Below are 26,221 nucleotides of genomic sequence, written 5' to 3'. Positions count from 1 at the left end.
GCAGGACAACAAGGGAAGACAAACGTATGGCTGGAAACTCTGGCGGCCCATGGGGCGGCGGCGGAAATTCGGGCGGCGGCGGCGATGACCGCGACCGCAATGGTGGGGGTGGCAGGCGTCCCCCAGAGGGAGGACCGCAGCTGCCCGAAATCGACGAGTTGGTGCGCAAGGGTCAGGATCAGCTTCGGGTTCTCATGGGGGGGCGCGGCGGCGGCAACAAGGGTGGCGGCACCGGTGGCGAAGGCGGGCCACAGTTCGGCAAGGGCACCATTGGCCTTGCGGCCTTGGGTGCAGTCGCGCTCTGGGTGTTTGCCAGCGTCTACACGGTCAAGCCCGAAGAGCAATCGGTCGAGCTCTTCTTGGGGGCCTATTACAAGACAGGCAATCCCGGTCTGAATTTTGCCCCATGGCCCATTGTGACGGCTGAAATCGTGAATGTGACCTCGGAACGGACCGAGGATATCGGTCGCAGCACCGGCGGGCGTGAAGGCGGGCTGATGCTGACCACCGATGCCAATATCGTCGATATCGGCTTTCAGGTGGTTTGGAACATTTCCGATCCCGCCAAGCTGCTCTTTAACATCCGCGATCCGCAACTGACGGTGCAGGCGGTGTCGGAATCCGTGATGCGCGAGATCATCGCTGCGTCCAATCTGGCCCCCATCCTCAACCGGGATCGTGGGATCATCGCAGACACAGCGATGCGCAACATCCAAGAGGCGCTTGATGAATATGACAGCGGGATTCAGGTGGTGCGGGTCAACCTCGACAAGGCCGATCCGCCGCGCGAAGTGATCGACAGCTTCCGCGAAGTGCAGGCTGCTGAACAGGAACGCGACCGTTTGCAACGGCAGGCGGATGCCTATGCCAACCGGGCGCTGGCAGAAGCGCGCGGTCAAGCCGCCCAGATCCTAGAGGATTCAGAGGGCTACCGCGCCCGCGTCGTCAACGAGGCACAGGGTGACGCGAGCCGCTTCACCTCGGTTCTCGAAGAATACGCCAAGGCACCGGATGTGACGCGCAAACGTCTTTATATCGAGACAATGGAGCGGGTTCTTGGCGGGATCGACAAGACCATTCTCGACAGTTCCATCGTCGGCAGCGAAGGCGGCAACGGGGTTGTGCCCTATCTGCCGCTGAACGAACTGCGCCGCTCTACGACAGAACAGGGGAACTAAGATCATGACCAAATTTCTAATCCCTCTTGTGGTCGTTCTGGGCTTTTTGGGTCTCTCTTCGGTCTTTGTGGTCGATGAGCGCGAAAAGGTTCTGGTGCTGCAATTCGGCCAGATCAAATCCGTCAAGGAAGAACCGGGCCTCTCCTTCAAGATCCCCTTCATTCAGGAGGTGGTGCGCTATGATGACCGCATCCTGTCGCTCGATACCGACACCATCGAGGTGACGCCGTCGGATGACCGCCGTCTTGTGGTCGATGCCTTTGCGCGTTACCGCATCCGCGACGCGGTGCAGTTCCGTCAGGCCGTCGGCGTGGGCGGGGTGCGTCTGGCCGAGGATCGTCTGTCGTCCATTCTCAACGCGCAGATCCGCGAAGTTCTGGGTGCCGATCAGGTGACGTCCGATACGATCCTGTCCGAAGATCGCCGCGAATTGATGCGCCGCATCCAGCGGCAGGCACAGACCAGTGCGGCGGGCCTTGGCCTTGACGTGGTGGATGTGCGGCTCAAGCAGACCAACCTGCCCGAGCAGAACCTCGAGGCAACGTTTGCCCGGATGCGCGCCGAGCGCGAGCGGGAAGCCGCCGATGAGATCGCCCGTGGTAACGAGGCCGCACAGCGCGTGCGCGCCCTTGCCGACCGGACCGTGACCGAGACGCTCTCGGATGCCGAGCGTGAAGCGCAGGTGATCCGAGGCGAGGCCGACGCCGAACGCAACGCGATCTTTGCCGAGGCTTTCGGTGCCGACCCCGAGTTCTTTGCCTTCTACCGCTCGCTCGAAGCCTATGAAAAGGCGCTGCAAGGCAACAATTCTTCGATGGTAATGACACCGGACAGCGAATTCTTTGACTATCTCAAGTCGGGAAGCGCGCCATAATGCTCGAAACCGCGCTTCTTGCGTTGGGACTGGTGCTGATTGTGGAGGGGCTGGTCTATGCACTGGCCCCTTCGCTTATTGAACAGATGCTTGTGGCTCTGTCGGCGCTGCCCGTCGAGGCGCGGCGCCTCATGGGGGCGATTGCGCTGGTGCTGGGGCTGATCCTTGTGTGGGCGGCCAAGACGCTTGGCGCTTGATCTTGGGCCGCCAAAGCGGTCACATGGATGTGAATTGATCCCGCAAACTTTGCGATCCGGCAAAGACCACCTACATTCAAGTGCAAGAGGGCGCGCGTGCCGCCCGATGCACGAACCAAAGGAGACATTGGTGTGAACACCCAAACGATTTCCACAACACGATCCCTGCCCACCGGCCTGCGGGCTCTTTGGGTCATGGCCCTGATGGTTGGGCTGTTGATCGCTCAGGCAATGGCCGCCTCAGCACGGCCCGACAGCTTTGCCGATCTTGCGGACAAAATCAGCCCGGCGGTGGTGAACATCACAACGTCAACCGTGGTCGAACGGGGCACCGGCCCCTCGCCCATCGTGCCCGAAGGCTCGCCTTTCGAAGACTTCTTCGAGCAGTTCCGCGACCGTCTGGGCGAAGGTGACCGGCCACAGCGTTCCTCAGCGCTTGGGTCCGGCTTTGTGATTTCCGAAGATGGATTTGTGGTCACGAACAACCACGTGATCGAAAGCGCGGATGAAATCATCATCGAATTCTTTTCCGGTGAAACCCTTGCCGCCGAGGTGATCGGCACCGACCCCAAGACCGATATCGCCCTGCTCAAGGTCAAGGCGGATAAACCGCTGCCCTTCGTCAGCTTTGGCGACAGTGACACCGCCCGCGTGGGCGATTGGGTGCTGGCCATGGGCAACCCGCTTGGTCAGGGATTCTCGCTGTCTGCGGGCATCGTTTCGGCGCGCAACCGCGCGCTCAGCGGCACCTATGACGACTTTATTCAGACCGACGCGGCCATCAACCGGGGCAACTCGGGCGGGCCGCTCTTTAATCTCGACGGTCAGGTCGTGGGCGTGAACACTGCCATCCTCAGCCCCACCGGCGGCTCGATCGGTATCGGTTTCTCCATGGCCTCGAATGTGGTCAAGCGCGTGGTCGATCAGTTGCAGGAGTTCGGGGAAACACGGCGCGGCTGGTTGGGCGTACGGATTCAGGACGTCACAGCCGATGTGGCCGAGGCGATGGGGCTTGAGAAAGCCGCCGGTGCTCTTGTGACGGATGTACCCGAAGGCCCCGCAGCCGATGCCGGCATGCTGGCCGGTGACGTGATCACGTCCTTTGACGGGCAGGATGTGTCCGACACCCGCAGCCTTGTGCGCACCGTGGGCAATACCGAGGTGGGCAAGACCGTGCGCGTCGTGGTCTTCCGCGAGGGTAAGACAACCACGCTCAAGATCACATTGGGCCGCCGCGAAGAGGCCGAAGGTGCCATTCCCGTGGCCCAGCCCGGCGAGGAGGCCACCCCCGAGGCACCCGTAGAAAAGACCATTTTGGGCCTCACGCTGACCCCGCTCAGTGACGAGCTGCGCGCGCAGCTTGAGCTGGATAATTCGGCAACGGGCCTTGTCGTGGTGAATATCGACGAGTTGTCCGAGGCCTATGAAAAAGGTCTGCGGGCGGGTGATGTGATCACCGAGGCTGGACAGCAAAAAGTGGCCAGCATCTCTGATCTTGACGACCGCATCGCCGAGGCAAAAGAGGCCGGGCGCAAATCCCTGCTGATGCTGGTGCGCAGCGGTGGCGATCCGCGGTTCGTGGCGCTTTCGATCGAAGATAACAAGTAAACGCCCCTGACCAAGGGCCGCAAAGGCACCCCGATCCGGGGTGCCTTTTTCATTGCGCCGGGCGCATATCGTCTGGCCGCGCCCAGCCTGCGCTTGGCATGATGCTTGCACCTTCTGGAGTGACCCCCAGACGGAGCCCGGCATGATCGCCCCGGTATTGACCAGCCTTCCCAACCCCGCTGCCACGGCCCCCGGCCGTGCCGCTGCGGCGCTTGGCCAAGGCGCTGGCGTGCCAAACCAAGGCTTCTCTGCCCTTTTGGACGCAGCACAGGCCCCGGCGCAGCTTTCCACCCCCAACCTCGGGCCGATCACGCCGGGCCCCACGCCTGCTGTCGCAGCGCCCGTGCCCACAGCGCCTATGCCCACGCCCGTGGCAAATCCTGCGGGCGTGCAAATCGGCGATTTCCAACCGCCTCGGATCATCACCGAGGCCGTCCCACCCCAACCGGACAGCGCCCCCGAGGCGCAGATCACGCCCGAGGATATACCCCTGTCCGAAGCCGCCTCTGCGCAGGGGTCAACGGATCATCTGCCCATCGCCACGCCAGCCCCCGAAGCGGGCGCAGTCCCGCCCGTTGCAGCGCAGGTCGCACAAGCGGCCTCGGAGCCCGACATCGCCCACACATCGGAGCCCACCGAGAGCATGGAGCCCCCGGAAACCGCCGAAGCTCTGCCACTCGCCGCCTCTGCCTTGCCCATCGCGGCCCCCCTCATGCCCGCGCCGCCGACCACAGCGCCCGCAGGCAGCACCGCACCCGCCACAGCCGCGCTCAGCGCCGATCCCGCCCCGCTTGCCCCCGCTGAACCCAGCGGAGCCGCGCCCATGGCCACAGCAGAAGCCACGCCCATGGCCGCCCCACCCCGCCGCCCGCTCCGCTGCGCGCGTATCCGCGCTACGCGGGCGGCGGGGGCCCTCCTATGGACAACCACGACAAACCCCCGCCAGGAGAACAAAAACAGCTTGATTGTCGGGATAACATCGAACCATGTATGCACCGCGATGAAATCATCGACCGTGCCGCCCCATTTCTTCACTGAGGACAGGGCGTGGTGGTAGGGATGTGCCATCGTCGCCCCCTCAGAAATCGTGCGTGTAGAGTTCGGACGAGGTGAAGCGCTCGTTGAACTCGAGATGGATGCAGCGGGCCGCAGCGTCGAAGCAGAACTCGCCGTAAGCGCCGTCGTTGTTTTCCCAACCGCCATGGGTGTCGGAGAGGAAGTCGTAGGTGAGCTGCTCGACGACATCCTCCAGCGAGAGCTGCCGTATTTCGACCTCAGGGTCGTCCCAGGTCAGAGCAGCGTAGTCGATCTCGGTCGTGGGGAACTCAACGGCGGTCTTGCCGGACCACGCCCCGATGCTTTCGATCTGGCCGCTGTCACCGGCACCGTCGAAGGTCACGGTGACATGGGTAATCCCGGCGGCCATGAGGCCATCGAACAGGCGGTCCTTGTTGCCGGGGCGTAGAGCGAGGGTCCGGGCGGTGCGTTCGGCATGCGCGGCAAGGATCGCCCCGAAATCGACGGTGGATGGTCGCAGCGGGGCGGCCAGAGTGGGTTCAGTCTGGGTCATGGATATCTCCGTTCAGTGAGGACAGGTCAGACCCCCGGGTGGCGCACTCCTCTGCCCCCCGAAGGCTCAAACCCCTCTCATCCCTCCTCTGTCTCTCGGGCGTCACGCCGCGATCTGCAGCGCGCGGGCGGCAAAGGCGCGCCAGAGCGGATCGACAAGGCGGGCATCCAGCAGATCAGCACGGTGACGCAGCCGCTGCGCCAGTTCAGGCTCATGCCAGTCAGTGGCACGGCCAGCCTGGCCGCGCAGCTGAACCGCCTCGGTCACAATGGCCCGCGCCTCAGGAGCGTTGGCGACAGGGTGGCACCAAGCCACAGCGCCATGACTGGCGGCCCCGGCAAGAACCAGGCGCTGGTGGCAATCAAGGATGGCCAGAAGCTGCGGCGCTGGATCGAGGCCGTTGTCCGCCACAAGTTCAAACGCCCCCTGCATGGCATCGGCCAGCGTCGCAAAACGCTCAACGACCACGGGGGCAGCGGTGCCCGACATCAGGGCTGCAGGCGTCCGGTGCATCCGCGTCAGCGCGAAGGGCAGGCAGGGATCAGAAGCGACAGTCCCACCATTTGCGACAGGACCCATCGGGCGCGGGCTCGGTTGGAGCGGCAGGGGAAGATCAAACATGGCAATATCTCCAACGGCGCGGGAAGCCACTCTCCCCGCCTCATCCGTCAAAGACCAAACCGCCACCCTCTTCCTCGAAGGGGCGACGGTGATGGATCTGGCCACAGCGTCAGAGCTTGCCGAGGGCCCGCAGGCTCAGCTCCGTCCCGGCGCCAACGATGATGTGGTCATGCAGCGTCAGGCCGAGAAACTTGCAGCCCTTCTGGATCTCCTTGGTCATGCTGAGATCGGCCTCGGACGGCGTGGGATCGCCCGAAGGGTGATTGTGGATCAGGATCAGGGCGCTGGCGTTCAGAATCAGCGCCCGCTTGATCACCTCTCGCGGATAGACCGGCACATGATCGACTGTGCCGGTCGACAAAAGCTCATCGGCGATGATGCGGTTCTTGCGGTCGAGGTAGAGGACATGGAAGCGCTCGATGGGGCCGCGAACGCTGAACGCGCAATAGTCCATCAGCGCGTGCCAGCTGCCGATCACCGGATTCTTGCTAAGGTAGCGGCCGAGGATCTCGCGGGCCTCGAGGATGACGGTTTCTTCTTGGGGGGTCATGGACGTCTCGCTGAAATGCGCACACCGACGCCCCCTGCCCTTTCGGGGCAAGGCCAACGGCGTGCCTGTTGAGAAATAGCTGCAGCGACCGCCCCGGTGTCGGGCGATCGCTGCATGGGCGCTTGGTCAGCCGACCCGGTCGAGGAGCTTCTTGGCGCGCCCTTCCATGTCGAGACGGGCATCCTGCTGGGTCTTGTCGCGCGCGAGCCGCGTGATGCCCTGCACGAAGTCGAAGATGCTCTCGGGCGGGCGGCCTTCTTCCATCAGCACCTTCTCGATGATCTTGGCGGACTCGGGCCTCGAGAAGCCGCGCTTGCGCAGGAAATCTGCGCGATCCTCATCGCTGCGCGCCACGATCTGCTGCCGCGCGGCCTTGATGCCGTTCACGAACCCCTGCGGCGAGGAATTGGCAAAGCGCGTCAGCGCCGGGGCCGCCTCATGGGCGAAGCGCGAGGCGGCGTATTTCGAGTGGCGGATCTTGATCTCCTGGAAATCCTCGACGCCCCAGAGGTTGCGATTCTGGCACACGGCTCGGAGGTAGAAGCTTGCCATGCCGAGCGTCTTGGCGCCCACCTCGGAGTTCCAGCAGTAGAAGCCCCGGAAGTAGAGATCGGGGGAGCCATCGGGCAGCTTGCCCGCCTCGATCGGGTTGCGATCATCGACCAGGAACAGGAAGACATCGCGGTCCGAGGCATAGAGCGTGGTCGTGTCGCGGCTGATTTCGACATCGGGGTTGTAGACCCCGGTCGACCAGTCGAGCACGCCCGGCACCTTCCAGCGCGTGTCGCCCGTCCCATTGCCCGCGATGCGCTGCACCGCCTCGACCAGCTCGAAATCGTGGATGCGGCCATAGTCGGGGCCGGTCACGGCGCGCAGTTCCGTGCGGCCATCCTCGGTCTCGAAGGTTTTGACCTGCTCGGCGCGGTGGTTGGTCAGGCCGTATTGCAGGTTGATGCCCGCCAGCGGCGCGGGCAACTGCCGCAGGTAGGAGGCCGGCGCGCCGACGATGCTGGCAAGCTGGCCGAAGGCCCAATGCGTGGGTACGACCAGTTCATGCGCTTTCGGTAGCATCAGGTACAACCGCTCGGGGTTGTCGCGCGTGGCTTCGACCCGGATGTCGGCCGTCTGCACCACACGGCTGCGGCTGCGCTCAGACCGGCCCTTCACCTTGGCCCAGAGATCGTCGAGCGACAGATACCGCTCGTCATCGGGCCGGTTGAACCATTCGGACGACACCCGCCCGTTCCGCTCTCCCCGGCTCACATCCACTTTCCAGCCACCAGCCCGCACCGGTGCGACCGGATCCAGAATTTCAACAACGCCCATCGGCTATCTCCCGCGACAGGCGCCGGGAGCCACTCTCCCAGCCCTCAACCCGTCACCGGGAAACCGGCACTCCTCTTACTCTGAGGGACGCGACCGGCGGCACTGCACATCGCCTAGGTGCATGCTTAGCCGCTAAACTGAACGCTGGACGCGCTGGAAGTCGGCGCGTTATCTGCCAGAGCGCAATCACAAGACCCGTTCGTCGCGATAAATTTGAAAGCTGTTCACAATGACCGTAAATCGAAACGAAGCTCGCGGCTTATATCTACGCGCGCTTGACCTAATTTCTCGTCTCAATCTGCGGCTCTTTGCGGTCGAAGAGGCCGACCAACTAGGCCTCATTGAGGCCGATGAGCGGCGTGAAATGCAGGTCATCCTCAATAGCGCAACAGACACGATGAGCGCGCTTGCGCGCGTTGATGCCGTGGCTCAGGCACTGGTTGGGTTGGTCGATGAGGCTATTAGGGATGCGCTGCGTGATCCAACTGCCGTTGTGTCAGTTCCCGTTGATGATACTGAGGAACATGAAGAGGAAGCCTATGTCCATGTGCTCGTATTGCAGTCATTGGCGGCACGGCTCGCCGCAATCTACGGGCTCGATGTTCAAGAACAAGACCATGGACTAACTTCACCGCAGGTTCGGCTCCGGATGATCTGCCAAAACATTGGTGATTCGCTTCTCTTTCTAATGCAGAAAAAGATGATCGAAATTCCAAAGAGCGAGCATCACGTCAAGCATGTCTTATTCGCGTGCATCAAAGCTGCATTTAAAGATGCGCTTCCTGACGGCAAGGTGGCATTTCCTTCAGCCCTGAAGGGACACGTGCCGGACCTTTCAGTGCCCATGATCAAGGCGTGCGTCGAAACCAAGGTGGCGCGATCCCCCTCGGACCTCTCGAATGTTGTCGACGGTCTATTGGCCGATATGAGCACTTAGGGTTCAACTGACTACTCGACCTTTTTCGCTGTAATTTACACTAGCGATAGTAAATTGACGCAGGAGTTGCTCGACCTGGTGCTTGAACAGCGCCAGACGCTGTTGGGTCTCAATCCAAAATATCAATGGAAATGGTTGCTAGTTCGAGGGCCATTAGCTCCGGCGAGTTCTAGGAACGGGACAGCAAAAGCACTGGCATAGATTGTGAGGCTGCTCAGTTTAACAGCTTCGAGCTTGGCGTTGGTCGCCTATTGGCGCATCTACTGCAAGCTGGACGGTGGCTTTGGGGAGCGCTGCCACTGAGCATTTGCTTAGCACCGACAGTGGGCTTAGGGCCGAGATCACCCCGAACCCGGCGGGTTGCCCCGCCGGGCCCGAGGGGGAGACCCCGTTCCTTTCAGAACGGGATCTCGTCGTCGCGGTCGACCAGCTCGGGGTTTTCGGTCTCGGCCGACTTCGGGCGGCTCAGGAAGTCGACCTTCTCGGCGATGATCTCGCAGCCATAGCGGTCGTTCCCCATGCTGTCGATCCACTTGGTGTAGTGGATGCGGCCGTGGACGAGGACCTTCATGCCCTTTTCGCAATGCTCCGCGACCGTCTTGCCGAGACCGTTAAAGCAGGTGATGCGGTGCCATTCGGTGTCCATAACCCGGTAGCCGTTCTCGTCGCGCAGGACGCGACCTTCCGAGAGGCGGGGGCGGGAGGTGGCGAGGCTGAAGTTGGTGATCTTGGTGCCGCCCTGGGTGGTGCGGACTTCGGGGGTCTGACCGATGTTGCCGGCGAGGATGACGATGTTCTGCATGTTAAGCTCCTGTGTGTCCTGTCTTCGGGACCGTCCCTTCGACAAGACCCTGAAAAAGCCCGTCGGGTGACGCGTGCACGGTGGACGGAACGGACGCCGGAAACCCCCAGAGGACCGGGGTGGAGCGGGCAGCCCCAAAGGGGCAACACGGCCCGGACTGACGCGGGGTTGCGCGCAGGCAAGCGAACGGGATTAGGGGATTGTCAGTCGAAGGGATGGCCCAAGAGACAGAGATGCGCGGGGAGCCCATGCCAGACCCTGTCACCTTGCCCATCGGGACGGCCTGACCCCCAATTCAGCACCTCAGCGGCGACGACGACGGCGATCAACAGCCTCCGCCACCCCTGCCCTTGCCTTCCAGGTGTTGCGGCGCCCTGCCGCGACGGGCTATCGATACCGGGAAATTCAGGACACGGATCGCATCAATGGCTGATTACAATCTCGAGGGTCTGTCGCTTACCGAGCTGACGAAAATGCCGCAAGGACGTCGCCAAGGCGATCTCCACCAATGAGGATCGGCAGAAAGCGGAAGCCCGCGCCAAGGTGGAAGCTCTCGCCCGGGATATGGGCTACTCCCTGGCCGAACTCGTCGGCACTGAGACGAAAACCTCGCGCGCGCCTGCCGCGGCGAAATACCGTCACCCTGAAAACCCGGCGCTCACCTGGTCAGGCCGCCGCCACAAACCGCAGTGGTTTGTGAATGCGGTGGCAGCGGGACAGACTGCAGAGGAACTTGCAATCGGTTGAGGGGTTGCGGCGCTGCACCTGACCCCGAGCTACCTTCGGCATACGCGTGCAATTGCTACGACAAATTGGGAAAGCCGCCTCTCGCAAGGCTTCGCCCCTCGGCGCTGCCCACTTGCAAGTCGAAAGCCTTCAGAAGAATGTCGCGATATGGAAAACGAAACCGATCACCCCCGTTTGCGCATCCGCATTGTCTTCGGTGACGAGGAGATGATTGGTCCTGGAAAGGCCGAACTGCTGGAGCGCATCAATCGCGCAGGCTCCATCGCCGCCGCAGGACGCGAGATGGGGATGAGTTACAAGCGTGCCTGGCAGCTCATCGGCACGCTGAATGCGATGTTCCGCGAACCGCTGGTGGACAGCACACGGGGTGGGCCGGGTGGTGGCGGTGCGGTGCTGACGGAGGCCGGGCGCAATGTCTTGGCCCTTTACCGCGCCTTTGAGAGCGACGCCGCTGCGGGCGGTGCCGCAAGGCTAAAAGCACTGCAAGCGCTGCTGAGGGATATTCCCGAAGAAAGATAACGCTTGACCGGTCAGATCGCCTCTGACGATATGTTTCGAGAAACATATCATAAGGGTGCTGCCCATGCCGCTGGTCTTCAGCCGCCGTCCTGTCCTTGCCACTGTGGCCGCACTTAGCCTCGCCTTTGGTCCCGCGCTGGCACAGGACGACGCGCCTGTGATCGCCGCAGCCTCCGACCTGCAATTCGCGGTCGAGGAGATCGCTGCGGCCTTCACCGCCGAGACGGGAATGGAGGTGCGGCTGTCGATGGGCTCAACGGGGAACTTCGCCCGCCAGATCCGCGAAGGCGCGCCGTTCCAGATCTTCATGGCGGCGGATGAACAGTTCATCTTCGATCTGGCGCGTGACAGGTTTGCCCGGGACGAAGGCGATCTCTATGCTATCGGCCGGATCGTCGTGAAGGTGCCGCCCGGATCCACGCTTGCGGCGGATGGCTCGCTGGAAAGCCTGCGGGCCGCCCTGGCCGAGGGGCGGATCACCCGCTTTGCCATCGCCAACCCGGACCATGCCCCCTATGGCCGCCGCGCGAAGGAAGCCCTGGAACATGCGGGCCTCTGGGAGGACATCCAGCCCTTCCTCGTGTTGGGCGAGAATGTCAGCCAGGCCGCGCAGTTTGCCCTGTCCGGCAATGCTGATGGTGGCATCATCGCCTATGCGTTGGCGCTGGCCCCGGAACTGCGTGACTTGGGCACCTCTGACCTGATCCCCGAAGACTTCCACGAACCTCTGCGTCAGCGCATGGCGCTGTTGAACGGCGCGGGGCCGGTGGCCGAGGCCTTCTACGCCTACATGAAGGAGCCGGCAGCGCGCGAGATCATGGAACGCTACGGTTTCGTGCTGCCGGACGGCGCGTGAGTCATGGACTGGACGGCGCTCTGGCTGTCGATGCGGCTGGCGGCGTGGACGGTGGCCATCCTGTTGCCGGTCTCCATCCTGATGGGCCGGTTCCTCGCCTATCGCCAGTTCCGCGCCAAGGGGCTGGTCGAGGCGCTGTTGATGCTGCCCCTTGTACTTCCGCCCACCGTCTTCGGCTTTTACCTGCTGGTTGCGTTTGGGCGAAACTCGCCCATCGGAGCCTTCTGGCAGGAGACGTTCGGCCATCAGCTTGTGTTCAGCTTCGAGGGGCTTGTGGTGGCATCGGTGATCTTCAACTTGCCCTTTGCCATCCAGCCCGCGCAACGCGGGTTCGAGGCGATCCCGGTGGAGGTGCGCGAGGCGGCGAGTTGTTGCGGCATGTCGCCCCTGCGCAGCCTCTGGAAGGTCGAACTGCCGCTGGCCTGGCCGGGCCTGATGACTGCAATGGTGCTGACCTTTGCGCATACGCTGGGTGAATTCGGCATCGTGCTGATGGTCGGCGGGTCAATCCCCGGCGAGACCAAGACCATCGCCATTTCGATCTATGACAAGGTGCAGGGATTCGACGACGGGGCTGCCGCCGCCATGTCGGCGGTGCTGGTGGCGATTTCGCTCTTTACCATCGCGCTGACCTACTGGCTGTCGGCGCGTATGGGGCGGAGGTTGTCCTGATGGCACTGGAGGTGATGGCAAAGGCGGATTTGCCCATTCCGCTCGATATTTCCTTCCGGGTGGAACCGGGGGAACTCTTGGCGCTGGTGGGCCATTCCGGGTCCGGCAAGACGACGCTTCTGCGCACTATCGCGGGCCTATGGCGGCCCGAGGTGGCGCGGGTGACGGTGAACGGCACCGCGTGGCTCGACACCGCCGCGCGGGTCGATCTGCCCACCCACCAGCGGCGCGTTGGCGTGGTGTTTCAGAATTACGCCCTCTTCCCGCATATGATGGCAGTGCAGAATGTCATGGCCGCGATGGATACGCCCGACCGGGATGAGGCCGCGCGCATCCTCGATCTGGTGAACCTGCACGGGCTGGCGGATCGCAAACCGGCGCAGCTTTCGGGCGGGCAGCAACAACGGGTGGCGGTGGCGCAGGCGCTGGCCCGCAGGCCGGAGGCGCTGTTGCTCGATGAGCCGTTTTCGGCGGTGGACCGCGCCACCCGCGAAAAACTCTATGCCGAGATCATCGAATTGCGGGCGTCCCTGGCCATGCCGGTGGTGCTGGTGACCCACGACATGAACGAAGCCCAGCTTCTGGCCGACCGCATGGTGGTGATCGACCAGGGAAGCACCGTGCGCGCAGGCACCACGGCCGAGGTCATGGCCGAACCGGATGCTTTGCGCGCCATGGGCATCCGCGAAGTGGCCGCGATGCTGCCGGCCGTGGTGATCGAGCATTTCTCCGATGGCCTGACCAGGCTGGATGCGGCCACGGGTCCGCTGTTCCTGCCGGGTGTGGACGCAGCACCGGGCACGAGGGTGCGGGTGCGGATCATGGCGCATGAGGTGATCCTGTCGCGCGCCCGGCCAGAGGGGTTGTCGGCGCAGAACATTCTGGCGGGCACCGTGACCAGCGTTGTGCCCGGCGCGGGGCCCGGCGTGATCGTGCATGTCGCCATCGGTGCGGGCGAAATCCTCGCCCGCATCACGCGCCGCGCGGCCGAACAATTGGGTTTGGCACAAGGCGACACGGTGCATGCCATCCTGAAATCCATGTCGATCGCCCGTGATCACGTTGCCCGCGCGCCCGAAAAAGACCAGTCCGAATGACCCGCCCGAGCCGCCCCACGCTGTCATTCGGCATCGGCGCTGCCGTAGGCTGGGCTGGTGGGCTGATCGGCCTCGGCGGGGCCGAATTCCGCCTGCCCGCGCTGGTGGGCACCTTGCGCTTTTCCGCGCGCGAGGCGGTGGCGATCAACCTTTTCGCCAGCTTTATCGTGCTGGCCGCAGCCTTTCCGTTCCGCGCCGCGAATGTCCCGGTGGCCGAAATCGCTCCGCATCTTCCGGCGGTGCTGGGGATGCTGGCCGGTTCGCTCTCGGCGGCGTGGGTTGGCGCGGGATGGCTGCGCCGCACCTCGGACAAGCTGCTGGGGCGGCTGATCCTGATGCTGCTGGTCGCCCTTGGCTGCTTGCTGATCGCCGAAGGGGTTTTTGTGGCCGAACCGACCCGGCTTGTAGGCGAAGGGATTGTCCCAACCGCGCTGGTCGCCGCCGCCTGCGGGGTGGTGATCGGCCTCGTCTCCTCGCTGCTCGGCGTTGCTGGGGGCGAGTTGATCATCCCCGTGTTCATCCTGCTCTTTGGAGTTGACGTGAAGCTCTCAGGGTCGATGTCGATGCTGGTGGGGATACCCACGATCGCAGTCGGGCTATTGCGGCACTTCGGAGAGGGGTCAGTACTACGCGAGCGGCCGGTCTGGAGGACGACCATTTTTCCCATGTGCGTGGGTTCTGTCCTTGGCGCCGTCCTCGGTGCTTTGGCGCTCGGTCTGGTGCCCGGACAATCGCTCAAGATTGGCCTCGGGATCATTCTGATATGGTCTGCGTGGGGTGTCTTCCGGCATCTGCCATCTACAACTTCAGTCACGGATCAATAGTTGATCGCGGGGTTGTTCTCGGGGCGTTCGATAGCCTCTAAAGGCAATGACAGCCCATTGCTGAAAGATCTTAAATAGCCACCTTTCGTTCAACCGGGGCGTGCTTCTATCAGCGTTAGGTCACAGACCGATGTTCCTCAGATCGGCATCGCCGATCACGCGGCTGAAGATGGGCTTGGCGGCGCGACTGCGCCGCGCCCCAGCCCTTGAAAAGTGAGGCCGAAGCCTCACCCGAAGGGATCATACTCCGAGACGATCACGACCTCGTCTCCGTCGATTTCATCGGCGGGGACGGCGCCGAAGGTTCCATCCCCTGCCTGGAAGACGACGATCGAGACCATGAGCGTTGCGGCGAGGGAGGCGGCGAAGGCGTGTGCATCTTTGCGGGACATCTGTTTGGCTCCTGTCTTGGAGGCGGGGGACCATTCCCCGCGCGACAGGACCTCGAAGGCCCGAATTCTGGCTGACATCACCGGGTGCGTTCGGGCAAGCCCCGAATCCACCCGGCGGCACGGGCTCGCCCGTAGTCCGACCCCTTTGAGGGTTGATCTCGAAGACGGGATTCGGGGCAAGGAAGGGAATGGCGAGCGGGGGATAGTGCCCTGACGACTGGAGCCGGTTGTCCCGCCGATGCTTCGAACGCCGCCGTCCTCCCGGGCCGGCTCTTGGTTGAAGACCTCTGTCTTTGGGGATGGATCCTCTGGCGCCCCGCGTCATAGCGGGACGAGGGTGTGGTCGGTGAGAGGCCCGCGCTTGGGCGGACCCCTCGGTTTCAGTTGGGCTCAGGCGGCCAGGTCCGCTCCCCCTGCCCTTTCGCCCTGTTCATCGCCGACGATCTCGAGCCGCGCGTTGCGGTATCCTTCCTTGGCGATCCAGAGCTCGGCCGCAGTGACGGACTCTGCCAGATGCAGCAACTCGGTGTTGCCGCCGAAGTCGAGGAGCACGCGCACCTGCCCGGGCTTCGGTTCCTCAGCCACCTCGAAGACGAGGGCGCTGTCAGCTGAATGGCTGCGCATGATGGTCACGAGGATCACCCCGTCCGAGGAGAAGTTGCCTTCATGCAACGTGAACGACGCGGGAGCCGTCCAGGTCGGATAGGGCCGGGGTGGCTCCTTTTTCACAAGACGGCCCACGCCGTTCGAGCGCTCCCAGGCCGCCAGCTTCTTGGTGAAACGTGCCGGCGGCTTGCGGCTGCCGTCGGTGTAGCGGATCAGCGCCCCGAGGGGGGCTGTGTCGATGATGCTTGTTGCAGACATGATTCCTCATTCCGAATGCGAGAAATCGCATTCATCTTATTGATATTGTTACATTATAGGGTGATAGGGGGCGGAATGCCCGCCCCCTGCTGGATCACGTTACTCTGCGGCCAGCATCGACGCGCCTTCAGCTGGAAGGTCATCCGTCAGGAATGCAGGAAGGTCAGCTTCACTGACGCTATCAGCCACTTCGGCATCCGCCCCTTGCCCTTCGGCACAATCCTCACCGTCCAGCGCCACGAGATCGTTCCGGCGCAGGACCTCGGGCAACCAGCCGCTGCCCTTCAGCAAGCGCTCGGCTTCACTGGCCATCTCGCCTTTCTTCAGGCGATCGAGGAGCTGGGCAGTCCCCTCCCCTTTCGCCTCGCGCACAGCCTCGAGGATGCGGGCCTTGGGCACACGGTTGAGATAGGTGTCGACCGTCGGCTGCCATCCCGCCTCCACCATATCGAGACCTGTGGCGCGCGCCACGAGATCGGAATGCGCCATGCGCCGGGTCAAACCGCCTGCAGAGATGCCTGCTCCATAAGGATTCACCTTCTCATGCAGCGCGTTGACGCCGAAGCTGAGGCAATGCGCCAGCAGCGCCAGACGGCTTCCCTGGTCGAGCACTGTGAGATAGTCCCAGAGCGCTGCATCGTCGCCAAGCGGCAGATCGGCTTCCCATTCCGCGTGACGCTCGTCGACCAGCTTGGCCACCACGCTGTCCTTCAAATCGGGCGCTTGCGCCGACATATAGACCTGACGCACGGAGGCTTCGAGACAGCTTCCCGAAGCAGAGGAGGTGCGGAAGGTATCCGTCACCAGCTTCAGCAGCAGCAGCGTCAGCGCGACATCCGGCGAGCGCCCGATCGCTTCACGCAGCGCCAGCGTCCGGTGGGACGTTAGCTCCATGACCAACCGTTCGGGCAGTGGCTTCAGCGCTCCGTCATCCTCATCCTCCGGCAAGTCAGCTCCGATCGGCTGGCCACCCGACATGATGACGGTTTCGCCATGAGCGGCACTGCCATGGCCATCGTTGAGATCACGATAATGCCCCTGCCCCGCCACCGCAGGATCATTACCATCCTGTACCGCGGTCTCCCCAACGGGCTCATCCTCTGGACGCACATAGCCGCGATAGACTGCCAGCGCGCCATAGCGGTCGAGCGTAACGAACGCCCCTGCCCGTGCAATTTCCAACGGATCGAAGATCAACGGCCGAGTCTCGATCTTTTCCATCTCCGTTTCCAACACGCCAAGCCGCGTGTCGATCTCGTCAGGCAATTCATCCTGACCCGCGTATTCCTCTTCCAACGCCCGATACTCGGCGAGCAGCTTGGCATAAGCCGCGCCTTCGTCATGTGTCATTGGTGCGGGATCGCCGGACAGGGACCGCAGGCCGTGGCTGTAGCCGTAGGGCAGGTCAAGCGCGACGTCGATCCACTTCCAGCCCTCAAGCGCAACCGTCTCAGCCTCGGCCTGGAGTTTTTCCGTCACCAGCCGATCGAGCAGGGCAGGGTCTTCGAGCCAACCGCCGTCATCGCCTTGGAACAGGTCATGCAGCATCGTGCCGCCCGCCGCTTCATAGGCCTCACCACCAACAAATACCGCGCGTCGGTCAGACGCCCGGACCGAGGTCTCGGTCAGCATGCGCCGGATCTGGAATGGCTCCTTGTTCCAGGATGAATGGATCACATCCCAGACCTGAACCTGGCGCGCGTGATCGGGGTTCACGGAGAAGGCCATGAGCTGCTCCAGCGTCATGCCATCCTCGGCATAGATCTCAAGCAGGGCAGGGGCGACGGAAGCGAGTTTCAGGCGCTGCTTCACGACCTGCGGCGTTACGAAGAAGGCGGCAGCAATCTCTGCGTCGGTCTGACCCTTGTCTTGCAGGGACACAAACGCGCGGAACTGGTCGAGCGGGTGCAGCGCGACGCGCTGCATGTTTTCCGCAAGGGAATCGTCCTCGGGCAAGATCGCGGACCCCGCATCCCGCACGATGCAGGGAATGGGCGTGGTCTTCGCCAAACGCTTTTGCTTCACCAGCAGTGACAAGGCTTGAAACCGCCGGCCGCCGGCCGGGATCTCGAACTTGCCGGTCTCGGTGCCATCATCATCCAACACCGGCCGTACGCTCAGGCTCTGCAAGAGGCCGCGGCGAGCGATGTCTTCGGCCAGTTCATCGACAGACACGCCAGCTTTGATGCGCCGCACATTGGACTGGCTCAGCACGAGCTTGTCAAAGGGGATATCCCGGGACGGGGACAGAGTGATTTTCTGGACAGCTTTCGTCATCAGATCTTCTCCACAACGGGCGTCGGAAGCCACTCTCCCGATCTCACTTCCCGTCAACCTCAAACCAACACTTCTTTCCCTCTCGATGTCGTTTGGTCATGCGCCAATGGAAATAGTTCACAGCTGTGAACTTTGCCGAATGGGCGGTTGAGGCCGTGGGTGTTCACAGCTGTGAACATCACGCCGCGCTCCGTCGGCCGATCAGCGCCATGACCATCGGACCGCAAGAGAATTCGCCCGCCGCGGCCTTGGACGTCAGCGCCCGCAAGTAACCACCCGGTGATCTGATGTCGGCAAAACGTTCCAGCATGGCCACGACAACGATCGAGGCTTGCTCTGGTCCCATGCAGCGCTGCGCTTCTTCCCAAGCGGAAACACTGATCCCCATGGCTGGCCGTACATGACAAGCCGCGTCGAACAGCTGGTGCCAATGTCGAACGTCACCCTGATAGAAAGTCTTAAGCGAGGGACAGCTGGCAATCACCAGGTGAAGTGGGATTTTCGGCACCCGCCTCGTGTCAAGCTCTTCAACGTCAGCCACAGGCTCACCCGTATCAACATCAAGCGCGCTGCCCGCCGCCGTCCCGCCTTTTTCTAAGGCAGGTTCAAGATCTATAGATTCTTTATTTGAATTATGATGGTGACGCTCAAAATGGGCGTCATTGGTGTTCATTTCTTCTGCTTCAGGGCCATCAATGACATTGCGTGCCTGATCGAGTAGAGATTCCAGATCAGCTCGATAGACCGAGAGACCCTCGAGCGAAAGCTTGCGTCGAAGCGCGCGGGCCGTAAGGACAGCCTTGTCACGAAGCTTATCCCAGATGCCCAGGCCTGGTTGTATTTCGTCTCCGAACTCCGCGAGGGCAGCGAGATCACGCCGCATGAGGCTTACGACCTCCCTCAAACGCCTGACACGCTCCTCAGCCTCACGCACGGCCTCAGCGGCCCGAGCGATCTCCTCGGATTGGCAGTAGAGAGGGGATAGATCAAAACCGAAGGCCACGCGATCTTCGCCACGCTTGCGCACATACCGCTTCCCGTTAGGGCTATCGCGCCGGATGAGCAAGCCTGCGTCTACCAACCGGGCGAGGTGACGGCGCATCGTCGAGCAAGGCATGCCGTTCAGCCGCTCGCAGATCGCCTTGTTGGATGGGAAGACGACCATTTCGGTGTTCCCGCCAAGCGCATCGTCCGGAAAGAAGCTGAGAAGTCCCTGAAGAACGGTCAGATCGCGCTCGGAAACCCCAAAGGCTGCCTGCGCCTTGGACAATTCGCGCAAGAGCTCCCACTTGTTAACGGGCTTGCCGGGAATAGACGCTTCCGGCCGCTCGACCACACGAAGATGGGCGTGCGAGATAGGCCGCATAAACGGCGAAATCGGGGTGTACTCCATGATGCATTCACGAAGGCATAGAAAAGCTGTTCCGCGAATCACATATGACTTGCGGTTTGCGCGCTGGCCCATTACCTTGAAAGTGCGAAGATCAAAGTTGGGGTCTCGTGGAGCGCAAGCTTTGCGGGACCTTTTCTTTAGCCTGTAACGTGCCTCCTTTTTGTTGCTGCTCTGCCTCTCTTCATGTCTCGCGTCTCCAGCGATCATGAAGATCTTCGAGGACGTCCTGCGCGCGGGCATCAAGCCACTCCGCAAAGGCATCATCCACATCCGTCAGGTCCAAGCGAAGCGCCCGGCCAGATCTCTTGATGGCGCCCACGGGCGTGCCATCAATCACAAGGGCAGTGGTCTTTGATCTCGGCTTCTTGCCGAGCGCCCCGTTCTCCGATCCTTGGCCAACATTCTTTTTGACCTGCCGTGCAACGGCCTCAAAAGCCGCCACCGAAGGATCAACCTGAGTCTCCTCGTCGGCGTGTTCGCTCGCGGCTGCAGTTGCACGAACATCAACAGCAACTCGGCAAAGGTCATCGATACCGATCTGGTTATCGGCAAGTTCCTTCGCCATTGCCTCCCACCTGGGACGGCCGACACCATGAGCTGGTCCGATTGCCTGGGCCAAAGCCGTGCCGATCGCCTTGGCAACTGAGATCGACATCGATACTGCAGAACGAGTCACATTCAACACTTCGGCAATCTGCGCTTGGGAGCCAAAGCCACTATCGAGCAGTTCTTGGGCGAAAAGTGCGCGTTCGATGTAGCTTAGGTCACGTCTGCCGGTGTTTTCCGAAACTTGGGCGCGAAGCGCCGCCGTATCATCCATATTCGCAATGAGCGCGCGGACCTTGCTCACCTTGTCAGAGGCACGGATTGCCTCAAGACGCCTGCGGCCATAGACGAGCAGATAGCGGTTGCTCTCGGTGGGGTGGCGCCGAACGAGGATGGGGACCGTCTGCCCGTTTTGCTCTATCGACACGCGCAGATCGTGGACATCCTTGGGATCGAGGCGATCGGAATACCGCTCGTCTTCGATCTCGGCTGGATCTAGATCCCAAACATGATGCGCATCAACGGCATCACGCGCAGAGCGCAGCGCTCGATTGCTCGACATCATGCTTCCAGCCACAGGCGGCGTCCCCGCTGTTGCGAGACTGTCGAGCATGGACATGCGCTTCTTTTTGCTGTCGGTCATCAGCGCCCCCAAGTCTTTTGTATGAGCTGGGCGATCTCGTCATTGACCGCGTTCAAGCTTTCAATGGCCCGATCATAGGTCGTACGGGTAAAGGCGCTCCGCTCGACCTCGTAGAGCGTTTGCTTGGTCAGTCCCGCGTCAGATATCGCAGTCGATTTGAGCATGGGTGCGTTCAGGACCTTGTCGCCATACATCGTGCGCAAGAACGCAACGATTCGGTTCTGAGGCGCGTCTGTTGGCTCGTAGCGGGTCAACAGATATCGCATCCAGTCATGCGACATGTCGGCCCCACTGTCGGCGATGACGTCCATCAGGTCGGCCGTCATTCTGAGAAACTGGCTCATTGACATCACGTCGAGCATCTCGGGATGGATCGTCACGAGGACGCCCGTCGCGGCCGACAAAGCGGACATGGTCAGGAACCCAAGCTGCGGCGGGCAGTCGATCACGACGACGTCGTACTGCTCATCGACCTGTGCCAGTGCTTCCTTCACCCTGAAAAAGAACAAGCCGGCATTGCCCTTGGCAAGCGCCCGCGGTGTTTCGTGCTCGAACTCCATGAGTTCGAGATTACCGGGAATCAAATCTAGGTTCGGGATGTATGTCTTGCGGATAACCTCTGCGATCGGAACCGGGTCATCATAACGGATCGCATCATAGAGCGTGCCGCCATCCAGCAGGTCAAATTCAGGCTGAACCCCATGCAAGGCTGTCAGTGAGGCCTGCGGATCAAGGTCGATCGCTAGAACACGGTAACCTTTAAGGGCCAACCGTTGAGCGAGATGTGCAGACGAGGTCGTTTTCCCGCTGCCGCCCTTGAAATTCATCACGCCGATGATCTGAAGATGGTCACCTGCGCGGCGACCAGGCAAATAGTCGCCGGGCTTCCGAGCTGTTTTTTCCAACAGAACCCGCAGGTTCTGGATGTCTTCAGCCGAATAGTGCCTGCGGTTCCCCGAAGTGATCTCAGGCGAAGGCCCCTTGCCATCAAGATGCAGCTTTCTGAGGTATGAATCGTTGACACTCAGCAGCGCAGCGGCTTCCCCAGAGGTGAACTTGCGCATAGACTTGGATGCGTCAGGTGGGAAGAGGCTCTCGCGCTGCGAATGCAGTTGTGCCGCCAGCAACGCAGAGTGCTGACGGATCACGGCGTTCAGGTCTTCGTGGGTATCTGCTCTGCTCATCTGCCCTCACTCGTCCGCATCGTGTTCACGGATCGTGGCGTTTAGTCGCCCTTTTCCGTGACTATTGCCCGAGGGATCAGATTCGCGCAAGCTCTTTCTAAATCTGGTGTCATGCGCTGCGTGACGCACAAGAGCAGCTTGGGTTCGATGGCAAGCTTGCCCATGCAACCAGTTTGATATATATTCCAGCACGTATATCCACGCAGGGGGCCACGATGCAGGTCGCAAAATGGGGTAACTCGCTGGCCGTCCGCTTGCCCGCAGAGCTTGTCCGGGAACTTGGCCTCAAGGAAGGCGACCAGATCGATCTGGTCAAGGACGACGGCCAGGTCAGAGTCCGTCGCCTTGCTCGCGCGGACGAGGTGCTGACGGGTCTGCGCCGCTTCCGGGGCAAGCTGCCCGCTGCGGAACGCCTGAGCCGCGACGACGCGCATGAGCGCTGAATTCGCGGACACAAATGTCGTTCTTTACCTGCTCGACGAAGGCCTGAAGGCCGATCGAGCCGAGGCAATCCTGGGACAGGGGCCCCGGATCAGCGTTCAGGTCCTGAACGAGGCGCTGGTGAACTGCCGCCGCAAGGCTGGCCTCAGTTGGGAGGAAGCAGCGGCATTTCTCGAAGGCGTACGCGCCTTGTGTCCCGTCGAAGATCTAACTGTGCAGACCCATGACGTCGGCCGTGCCTTGGCGGAACGCTACGGCTTCTCAATCTACGATGCGATGATCGTGGCCAGCGCTTTGGTCGCGGGATGTACGACGCTGTGGAGCGAGGACATGCAGAATGGCCTGCTTGTGGAAAGCAGGCTGAGGATCGTGAACCCGTTCGCATGAACGGACAGCTTCTGAGCATGGCGCTGGCCGTAGCCTTGTAATCCTTCCATGGCGCAGAGGATTTGCAAGGTTGTTTGGCTACTCAAGCAGCCCCAGCCTCTCGGCCCGCTCCAACAGCATCTTTACCGACGAGGGCTGCCAGCTTGTCCGCCCGCGTGGCGTGCGCTCGCGCATCGCTTGCAGCCGGGTGCAGATCGCCTGAAGCGTGATGTCGGGATCCGCACCCTTGATGCCGGCGACGATGGCGGGCAGACGGTCGTCGGTTTCGCAGCGCCCGGCGCGGGCCAGCACCTCGGCAGGCAGGAAGCCGTCGCGAACATAGGCCTTCACAGCGCGCAAGAGACGGCTTTGGGTCCAGCGACGCGCGTCGGGCAGGGGGCCGTTGATGATGCGCACCACGTCTTCCCAAGCCAGGTCGGGGCGCAACCGGCGCACATGGGGCACCCAGTCCTGTGCCGTCTCGTTTAGCCGTTCCATGTAGCCGTCCTGCCGCGCCAGCCGCACCTTGCGAAGAGCGGCTGGGTCTTTGGCCCGCAGCCCAGGGTTCCCGCCCACGCGGCCCTTTGTGCGCGCGCTGGCGAGGCCGGCCTTGGTGCGTTCCCGGATCAGGGCGCGCTCAAATTCGGCCGCGGCGCCCAGAATCTGAAGCGTGAACTTGCCCTGCGGGCATCCGGTGTCGATCGGGTCCTGGATCGAGCGAAAGAACGCACCCTTGGCCTCCAGCCGCTCGATCACCTCCAGCAGATGCGACAGGGATCGCGCGAGGCGGTCGATGCGCACCACGACCAGCGTGTCGCCTTTGCCGATGCGCTCCAATACCCGCGCAAGCACAGGCCGCGCACGATTGCCGCCCGAGGCCTGTTCTTCATGGATCTCGGCGCAGCCCGCAGATTTCAGGGCCTGCGACTGGGGCAGGGGGGTCTGATCCTCGGTCGAGACCCGAGCATAACCTATCAGGGGCATCAAAACACGCTTTTTACAGTTTTCGGTATCGCTACTAAACGACCGTTTGTAAACGAATGCAATGGCGCTCTCTGTGGCCTTGCTCAACGGAAAACCCTTGGTTTCCATAGGCTGAGCGCGACTAGAGAGCCCTCGCCGACCATCACCCGCGCGTGCTATATANGCCTCAGACTGGGGCAGGGGGGTCTGATCCTCTGTGGATACGCGCGCATAGCCTATCAGGGGCATGAAAATCAGCCGTTTGCAATTTCATATACCGTTATTAAACGACCGTTTGTAAACGAATGCAATGGCGCTCTCTGTGGCCTTGCTCAACGGAAAACCCTTGGTTTCCATAGGCTGAGCGCGACTAGAGAGCCCTCGCCGACCATCACCCGCGCGTGCTATATAAGGAGCGCGGGCGTACTCTGACAAAACCCTTGGGTAACGTGCAGAATTCCAGTATTTTGCACATATGAAGCCTCAAGCGCCTGCGTTGCATGATGAATCGGACGTTCTCTTCCTCGACGCTGAGGAGGTGGAACAGTCGTCTGAGGACGATCTTTGGTTGTCGCGTTTAGTTCCCGATTTCAATTGAAGCAGTAAGCTGAAACTGAAGCGCTGGAATTTCACCTTAGCGCTTCACCAATGGGTCAAGAATCCTGAGCTTCACAGCCCTGCGGCTTTGGTCAGGTTCACCCGGAACCTGTCGCGCCTGCGCTGATAGCGCCGGGTCATCTCGGCCGACGCATGTCCGAGTTGCTTTTGAACATAGCGCTCATCAACCTCTGCCGACGAGGCGAGCCCGGCACGCAAGGAATGCCCCGAGAACATTGCCAACCGTTTGGCTTCCGGCAAATCGGATCTGATGCCACTCTTCATAACGGTTGCCTTGATCAGTCGCGCTATGTGCTTGTCGGAAAGGCGGGACTCGAGGGCACGCTTGCCGTCCCGCGAGGTGCGCACGAAGACCGGCCCAAAGTCGATCTTCGCAAAGTGTAGCCATTGCTCAAGCGCGTGGACGGGACAGGTCTGGCCGCTTGAGCCACGCCCGACCTCAACCTCGCGCCATCCGGTCTTGGCATTGAGGGTGAGCAGGGCGCCGCCGTCGAAGACCTCAACCCAGCCACCCGAGTCCGGCGTGTCGTCCTTGTTGACGTCGAGGCTGACAATCTCGGAACGCCGCAATCCGCCCGCATAGCCCAAGAGCAAGATTGCCCGATCCCGCAGCCCACGGAGGTCGAAGGGCAGGGAGGCAACCATCGCGAGGATGTCCTCGGCCAGGATTGCCTCCTTCTGGACCGGCGGACGCGCATGCCTGCGTTTGATCCCGGCCAGCACAGTCGCGATGTGACGGTTCTTGCGATCAAGGGTGACCCCGCGCTGCGCATAGGTCCACCCAAGCCCCGACAGGCGCCGTTCAATGGTTGAAACCGAGAGGGCAGGGGAGGGCCCCGACCCGGACGCCAGATCCGCAAGGTAGAGCCCGATCATCTCCGGAGAAGGGGGCAGGGTGTCTGCGCCCTTCATCCGGCACCAGCGCGCAAAATGCGCCCAGTCCTTCGTATAAGCCTTCAATGTATTTTCGGAAGCTGCGGCGCGCGCATAATCCCGCGCCGTATCGACCAAGCGATCTAGATTGCCGGAGCCAGCCACATGGGAGGGTAGAGCAATAGAAGTTTCTTCGTCGTTCATGGCTGGGCCTCTCTCTCGACGTTTGTGTTCTCTAGGCAAGCGCGATCACACTCAGATCGGTGATGACGCGCGCCGGCGGACCGAAGCCGCCGGTTATTGCTTACAGTCTCATGAATTCCGACTCGTCCAGTCTCATCAATACCGCTCCAGAATCTCATGAACCCCGGTTCGTTTTTCGGGGAAGTGCTTGAATCTCGTGAATTCCGGTCATCCGACAACAGATTTCTCGGGGTTTTCTGACATGGCGCTGAGCATATTCTTTTATGTCCGATAATGCAAACTTATCGGACATCCAACGAGCAAGGTCGCACGGATGCGCGTCTGCGGGTGATTTTCGACAACGGGACCGAGAGCAACATGCTGATGCGCTCGCTTCAGCGCGCGTTGAACAAGGACGACGCCGGACGGCGGATCACCGATCCTTCGGCAGGGCCACTTTTTTCCGATCAGACACTCGACGGTGATGAGGCGAGCGGGATCATTTATGTTCTTCGCAGCAAATCCGATCATCCACTCGTCACGGCAAACCGGGAACTCGTGCATAAGATCGGCGTCACCAATATGAGCGTTGATAAGCGGATTGCTGGCGCGCACTTGCAGCCGACGTTTCTGATGGCGAACGTCGAGGTGGTTGCGACTTATGAACTCTACAACATCAACCGAACAAAACTGGAGAACCTGATCCATCGCATTTTCGAACCCGCACGGCTCGAGATCGAAATCATGGATCGCTTTGGAAGGCCTGTGGTCCCACGAGAATGGTTCCTCGTACCCATCTTCGTCATCAACGACGCTGTTGAAAAGATCAGGGATGGCACAATAACGAGCTATCGCTATGATCCCCGCGCTGCCGAACTCAAACGGATTTCGGGGGAGATGCCGCAATAGATGCTGCGTGACACTCTATGGCACCTCGACCAGCGGGATGCATGGATCGGAGAAGGATTGCGCTTGAACTCGCGGAATATGGTCGAGCGCCATCACGTTCACCGGCACCCCAGCGTACCGCCAACCTTCTATCTTGCGCCTTTTGTTTTCTAACAAGAGTCGCAGTCGGGGGTAGCGCGCACCCGCGTACA

Annotated in this window: 27 protein-coding genes and 1 pseudogene; 15 read left to right on the top strand and 13 right to left on the bottom strand. The window is 61.8% G+C overall.

The genetic code is table 11. From position 1 onward, the window contains the following. Window positions 1-26 precede the first annotated feature (26 nt). From hflK to GC127_RS22670, 5 genes are all read left to right on the top strand, one after another. Window positions 27-1,178 carry an FtsH protease activity modulator HflK gene (gene hflK / locus GC127_RS01510; RefSeq protein WP_081506793.1) on the top strand — a complete coding sequence of 384 codons (1,152 nt, stop codon included), beginning with the start codon at window positions 27-29 and terminating at the stop codon, window positions 1,176-1,178. A gap of 4 nt (window positions 1,179-1,182) precedes the next feature. Next, window positions 1,183-2,052: a protease modulator HflC gene (gene hflC / locus GC127_RS01505; protein WP_008279040.1), complete on the top strand. Its 870-nt coding sequence runs from the start codon at window positions 1,183-1,185 to the stop codon at window positions 2,050-2,052. Then, a complete protein-coding gene (locus GC127_RS01500) occupies window positions 2,052-2,249 on the top strand; it encodes a DUF2065 domain-containing protein (protein WP_008279041.1) in 198 nt (65 codons plus the stop codon). The genes hflC and GC127_RS01500 overlap by 1 nt, the downstream gene beginning before the upstream one ends. 195 nt (window positions 2,250-2,444) lie before the next feature. Continuing rightward, the gene (locus GC127_RS01495) at window positions 2,445-3,857 is read left to right on the top strand and encodes a Do family serine endopeptidase (RefSeq protein WP_008279042.1); all 1,413 of its coding nucleotides are present in this window, start codon (window positions 2,445-2,447) and stop codon (window positions 3,855-3,857) included. A 142-nt stretch (window positions 3,858-3,999) separates the two neighbouring features. Further along, entirely contained in the window at window positions 4,000-4,914 is a 915-nt protein-coding gene (locus GC127_RS22670) for a hypothetical protein (protein ID WP_199861949.1), read from the top strand. Between the two features lie 21 nt (window positions 4,915-4,935). Here GC127_RS22670 and GC127_RS01485 read toward each other — a convergent pair whose 3' ends face one another. The 4 genes from GC127_RS01485 to GC127_RS01470 all read right to left on the bottom strand — a co-directional run bounded on the left by GC127_RS01485 (window position 4,936) and on the right by GC127_RS01470 (window position 7,924). Next, window positions 4,936-5,427, bottom strand: a complete 492-nt coding sequence (locus GC127_RS01485) for a DUF6878 family protein (RefSeq protein WP_151976217.1) — start codon at window positions 5,425-5,427, stop codon at window positions 4,936-4,938. Window positions 5,428-5,529: 102 nt separating this feature from the next. Further along, on the bottom strand, window positions 5,530-6,048 hold the full coding sequence (locus GC127_RS01480) for a DNA repair protein RadC (RefSeq protein ID WP_151976219.1): 519 nt from the start codon (window positions 6,046-6,048) through the stop codon (window positions 5,530-5,532). Between the two features lie 109 nt (window positions 6,049-6,157). Beyond that, window positions 6,158-6,598 carry a RadC family protein gene (locus GC127_RS01475; protein WP_151976221.1) on the bottom strand — a complete coding sequence of 147 codons (441 nt, stop codon included), beginning with the start codon at window positions 6,596-6,598 and terminating at the stop codon, window positions 6,158-6,160. Between the two features lie 126 nt (window positions 6,599-6,724). Then, window positions 6,725-7,924: a DUF932 domain-containing protein gene (locus GC127_RS01470; protein WP_151976223.1), complete on the bottom strand. Its 1,200-nt coding sequence runs from the start codon at window positions 7,922-7,924 to the stop codon at window positions 6,725-6,727. Between the two features lie 229 nt (window positions 7,925-8,153). Here GC127_RS01470 and GC127_RS01465 point away from each other — a divergent pair, with 229 nt between their 5' ends. Next, window positions 8,154-8,861, top strand: a complete 708-nt coding sequence (locus GC127_RS01465) for a hypothetical protein (protein WP_151976225.1) — start codon at window positions 8,154-8,156, stop codon at window positions 8,859-8,861. A gap of 397 nt (window positions 8,862-9,258) precedes the next feature. Here GC127_RS01465 and GC127_RS01460 read toward each other — a convergent pair whose 3' ends face one another. Beyond that, window positions 9,259-9,663, bottom strand: coding sequence for a single-stranded DNA-binding protein (locus tag GC127_RS01460; RefSeq protein WP_009820080.1), 405 nt, complete (start codon window positions 9,661-9,663; stop codon window positions 9,259-9,261). Between the two features lie 425 nt (window positions 9,664-10,088). Here GC127_RS01460 and GC127_RS01455 point away from each other — a divergent pair. The 6 genes and pseudogenes from GC127_RS01455 (at window position 10,089) to GC127_RS01430 (ending at window position 14,378) form a co-directional block, all read left to right on the top strand. After that, window positions 10,089-10,410: pseudogene (locus GC127_RS01455) on the top strand (H-NS family nucleoid-associated regulatory protein). A gap of 147 nt (window positions 10,411-10,557) precedes the next feature. After that, on the top strand, window positions 10,558-10,929 hold the full coding sequence (locus GC127_RS01450; protein WP_151976227.1) for a winged helix-turn-helix domain-containing protein: 372 nt from the start codon (window positions 10,558-10,560) through the stop codon (window positions 10,927-10,929). A gap of 64 nt (window positions 10,930-10,993) precedes the next feature. Continuing rightward, window positions 10,994-11,785: a molybdate ABC transporter substrate-binding protein gene (modA, locus tag GC127_RS01445; RefSeq protein ID WP_151976229.1), complete on the top strand. Its 792-nt coding sequence runs from the start codon at window positions 10,994-10,996 to the stop codon at window positions 11,783-11,785. Window positions 11,786-11,788: 3 nt separating this feature from the next. Next, window positions 11,789-12,457, top strand: coding sequence for a molybdate ABC transporter permease subunit (gene modB / locus GC127_RS01440; RefSeq protein WP_151976231.1), 669 nt, complete (start codon window positions 11,789-11,791; stop codon window positions 12,455-12,457). Then, the gene (gene modC / locus GC127_RS01435) at window positions 12,457-13,554 is read left to right on the top strand and encodes a molybdenum ABC transporter ATP-binding protein (protein ID WP_151976233.1); all 1,098 of its coding nucleotides are present in this window, start codon (window positions 12,457-12,459) and stop codon (window positions 13,552-13,554) included. Before modB ends, modC begins: the two co-directional genes overlap by 1 nt. Further along, window positions 13,551-14,378 (top strand): sulfite exporter TauE/SafE family protein, encoded by an 828-nt coding sequence (locus GC127_RS01430; protein ID WP_151976235.1) that lies wholly within the window; start codon window positions 13,551-13,553, stop codon window positions 14,376-14,378. The genes modC and GC127_RS01430 overlap by 4 nt, the downstream gene beginning before the upstream one ends. A gap of 227 nt (window positions 14,379-14,605) precedes the next feature. Here the strand turns inward: GC127_RS01430 and GC127_RS22665 are convergent, their stop codons facing one another. The 6 genes from GC127_RS22665 to repA form a co-directional block, all read right to left on the bottom strand. Further along, complete coding sequence (locus tag GC127_RS22665) at window positions 14,606-14,770, bottom strand: hypothetical protein (protein WP_007803240.1); 165 nt, start codon at window positions 14,768-14,770, stop codon at window positions 14,606-14,608. Between the two features lie 390 nt (window positions 14,771-15,160). Continuing rightward, the gene (locus GC127_RS01425; RefSeq protein ID WP_151976237.1) at window positions 15,161-15,634 is read right to left on the bottom strand and encodes a hypothetical protein; all 474 of its coding nucleotides are present in this window, start codon (window positions 15,632-15,634) and stop codon (window positions 15,161-15,163) included. A 99-nt stretch (window positions 15,635-15,733) separates the two neighbouring features. Continuing rightward, complete coding sequence (locus tag GC127_RS01420) at window positions 15,734-17,911, bottom strand: ParB/RepB/Spo0J family partition protein (protein WP_151976239.1); 2,178 nt, start codon at window positions 17,909-17,911, stop codon at window positions 15,734-15,736. A 178-nt stretch (window positions 17,912-18,089) separates the two neighbouring features. After that, the gene (repC, locus tag GC127_RS01415; RefSeq protein WP_151976240.1) at window positions 18,090-19,304 is read right to left on the bottom strand and encodes a plasmid replication protein RepC; all 1,215 of its coding nucleotides are present in this window, start codon (window positions 19,302-19,304) and stop codon (window positions 18,090-18,092) included. Between the two features lie 181 nt (window positions 19,305-19,485). Next, window positions 19,486-20,493, bottom strand: a complete 1,008-nt coding sequence (gene repB / locus GC127_RS01410; protein WP_151976242.1) for a plasmid partitioning protein RepB — start codon at window positions 20,491-20,493, stop codon at window positions 19,486-19,488. After that, window positions 20,493-21,677, bottom strand: coding sequence for a plasmid partitioning protein RepA (gene repA / locus GC127_RS01405; RefSeq protein ID WP_151976244.1), 1,185 nt, complete (start codon window positions 21,675-21,677; stop codon window positions 20,493-20,495). Before repA ends, repB begins: the two co-directional genes overlap by 1 nt. A 215-nt stretch (window positions 21,678-21,892) precedes the next feature. On the opposite strand from repA, the gene GC127_RS01400 reads away from it, so the two are divergent. Then, window positions 21,893-22,120, top strand: a complete 228-nt coding sequence (locus GC127_RS01400) for an AbrB/MazE/SpoVT family DNA-binding domain-containing protein (protein WP_018065893.1) — start codon at window positions 21,893-21,895, stop codon at window positions 22,118-22,120. After that, window positions 22,110-22,505, top strand: coding sequence for a PIN domain-containing protein (locus GC127_RS01395; protein WP_151976246.1), 396 nt, complete (start codon window positions 22,110-22,112; stop codon window positions 22,503-22,505). The genes GC127_RS01400 and GC127_RS01395 overlap by 11 nt, the downstream gene beginning before the upstream one ends. A gap of 78 nt (window positions 22,506-22,583) precedes the next feature. On the opposite strand, the gene GC127_RS01390 is transcribed toward GC127_RS01395, so the two are convergent. Both GC127_RS01390 and GC127_RS01385 read right to left on the bottom strand, forming a co-directional pair. Next, complete coding sequence (locus GC127_RS01390; protein WP_151976248.1) at window positions 22,584-23,468, bottom strand: recombinase family protein; 885 nt, start codon at window positions 23,466-23,468, stop codon at window positions 22,584-22,586. 648 nt (window positions 23,469-24,116) lie between these two features. Continuing rightward, complete coding sequence (locus GC127_RS01385) at window positions 24,117-25,142, bottom strand: tyrosine-type recombinase/integrase (RefSeq protein ID WP_151976250.1); 1,026 nt, start codon at window positions 25,140-25,142, stop codon at window positions 24,117-24,119. Between the two features lie 357 nt (window positions 25,143-25,499). Here GC127_RS01385 and GC127_RS01380 point away from each other — a divergent pair, with 357 nt between their 5' ends. After that, entirely contained in the window at window positions 25,500-26,030 is a 531-nt protein-coding gene (locus GC127_RS01380) for a GIY-YIG nuclease family protein (protein ID WP_254699966.1), read from the top strand. Window positions 26,031-26,221 lie beyond the last annotated feature (191 nt).

Source organism: Roseovarius sp. EC-HK134 (genome assembly GCF_902498815.1).
In the GTDB taxonomy this organism is placed as follows: Bacteria; Pseudomonadota; Alphaproteobacteria; order Rhodobacterales; family Rhodobacteraceae; genus Roseovarius; species Roseovarius mucosus_A.
The sequence above is the reverse complement of the archived record's forward strand: the minus strand, read 5'-3'. Positions and strand labels throughout refer to the sequence as shown.

Coding starts and splice junctions, on each gene's coding strand:
- modA (WP_151976229.1), top strand. CDS start 10,994: ATGCCGCTGGTCTTCAGCCGCCGTCCTGTCCTTGCCACTGTGGCCGCA.
- GC127_RS01470 (WP_151976223.1), bottom strand. CDS start 7,924: ATGGGCGTTGTTGAAATTCTGGATCCGGTCGCACCGGTGCGGGCTGGT.
- GC127_RS01500 (WP_008279041.1), top strand. CDS start 2,052: ATGCTCGAAACCGCGCTTCTTGCGTTGGGACTGGTGCTGATTGTGGAG.
- GC127_RS01460 (WP_009820080.1), bottom strand. CDS start 9,663: ATGCAGAACATCGTCATCCTCGCCGGCAACATCGGTCAGACCCCCGAA.
- GC127_RS01475 (WP_151976221.1), bottom strand. CDS start 6,598: ATGACCCCCCAAGAAGAAACCGTCATCCTCGAGGCCCGCGAGATCCTC.
- modB (WP_151976231.1), top strand. CDS start 11,789: ATGGACTGGACGGCGCTCTGGCTGTCGATGCGGCTGGCGGCGTGGACG.
- GC127_RS01450 (WP_151976227.1), top strand. CDS start 10,558: ATGGAAAACGAAACCGATCACCCCCGTTTGCGCATCCGCATTGTCTTC.
- hflC (WP_008279040.1), top strand. CDS start 1,183: ATGACCAAATTTCTAATCCCTCTTGTGGTCGTTCTGGGCTTTTTGGGT.
- repB (WP_151976242.1), bottom strand. CDS start 20,493: ATGACCGACAGCAAAAAGAAGCGCATGTCCATGCTCGACAGTCTCGCA.
- GC127_RS01380 (WP_254699966.1), top strand. CDS start 25,500: ATGCTGATGCGCTCGCTTCAGCGCGCGTTGAACAAGGACGACGCCGGA.
- GC127_RS01395 (WP_151976246.1), top strand. CDS start 22,110: ATGAGCGCTGAATTCGCGGACACAAATGTCGTTCTTTACCTGCTCGAC.
- repA (WP_151976244.1), bottom strand. CDS start 21,677: ATGAGCAGAGCAGATACCCACGAAGACCTGAACGCCGTGATCCGTCAG.
- GC127_RS01425 (WP_151976237.1), bottom strand. CDS start 15,634: ATGTCTGCAACAAGCATCATCGACACAGCCCCCCTCGGGGCGCTGATC.
- GC127_RS01420 (WP_151976239.1), bottom strand. CDS start 17,911: ATGACGAAAGCTGTCCAGAAAATCACTCTGTCCCCGTCCCGGGATATC.
- GC127_RS22665 (WP_007803240.1), bottom strand. CDS start 14,770: ATGTCCCGCAAAGATGCACACGCCTTCGCCGCCTCCCTCGCCGCAACG.
- repC (WP_151976240.1), bottom strand. CDS start 19,304: ATGGAGTACACCCCGATTTCGCCGTTTATGCGGCCTATCTCGCACGCC.
- GC127_RS01495 (WP_008279042.1), top strand. CDS start 2,445: ATGGCCCTGATGGTTGGGCTGTTGATCGCTCAGGCAATGGCCGCCTCA.
- hflK (WP_081506793.1), top strand. CDS start 27: ATGGCTGGAAACTCTGGCGGCCCATGGGGCGGCGGCGGAAATTCGGGC.
- modC (WP_151976233.1), top strand. CDS start 12,457: ATGGCACTGGAGGTGATGGCAAAGGCGGATTTGCCCATTCCGCTCGAT.
- GC127_RS01385 (WP_151976250.1), bottom strand. CDS start 25,142: ATGAACGACGAAGAAACTTCTATTGCTCTACCCTCCCATGTGGCTGGC.
- GC127_RS01465 (WP_151976225.1), top strand. CDS start 8,154: ATGACCGTAAATCGAAACGAAGCTCGCGGCTTATATCTACGCGCGCTT.
- GC127_RS01485 (WP_151976217.1), bottom strand. CDS start 5,427: ATGACCCAGACTGAACCCACTCTGGCCGCCCCGCTGCGACCATCCACC.
- GC127_RS01400 (WP_018065893.1), top strand. CDS start 21,893: ATGCAGGTCGCAAAATGGGGTAACTCGCTGGCCGTCCGCTTGCCCGCA.
- GC127_RS22670 (WP_199861949.1), top strand. CDS start 4,000: ATGATCGCCCCGGTATTGACCAGCCTTCCCAACCCCGCTGCCACGGCC.
- GC127_RS01430 (WP_151976235.1), top strand. CDS start 13,551: ATGACCCGCCCGAGCCGCCCCACGCTGTCATTCGGCATCGGCGCTGCC.
- GC127_RS01390 (WP_151976248.1), bottom strand. CDS start 23,468: ATGCCCCTGATAGGTTATGCTCGGGTCTCGACCGAGGATCAGACCCCC.
- GC127_RS01480 (WP_151976219.1), bottom strand. CDS start 6,048: ATGTTTGATCTTCCCCTGCCGCTCCAACCGAGCCCGCGCCCGATGGGT.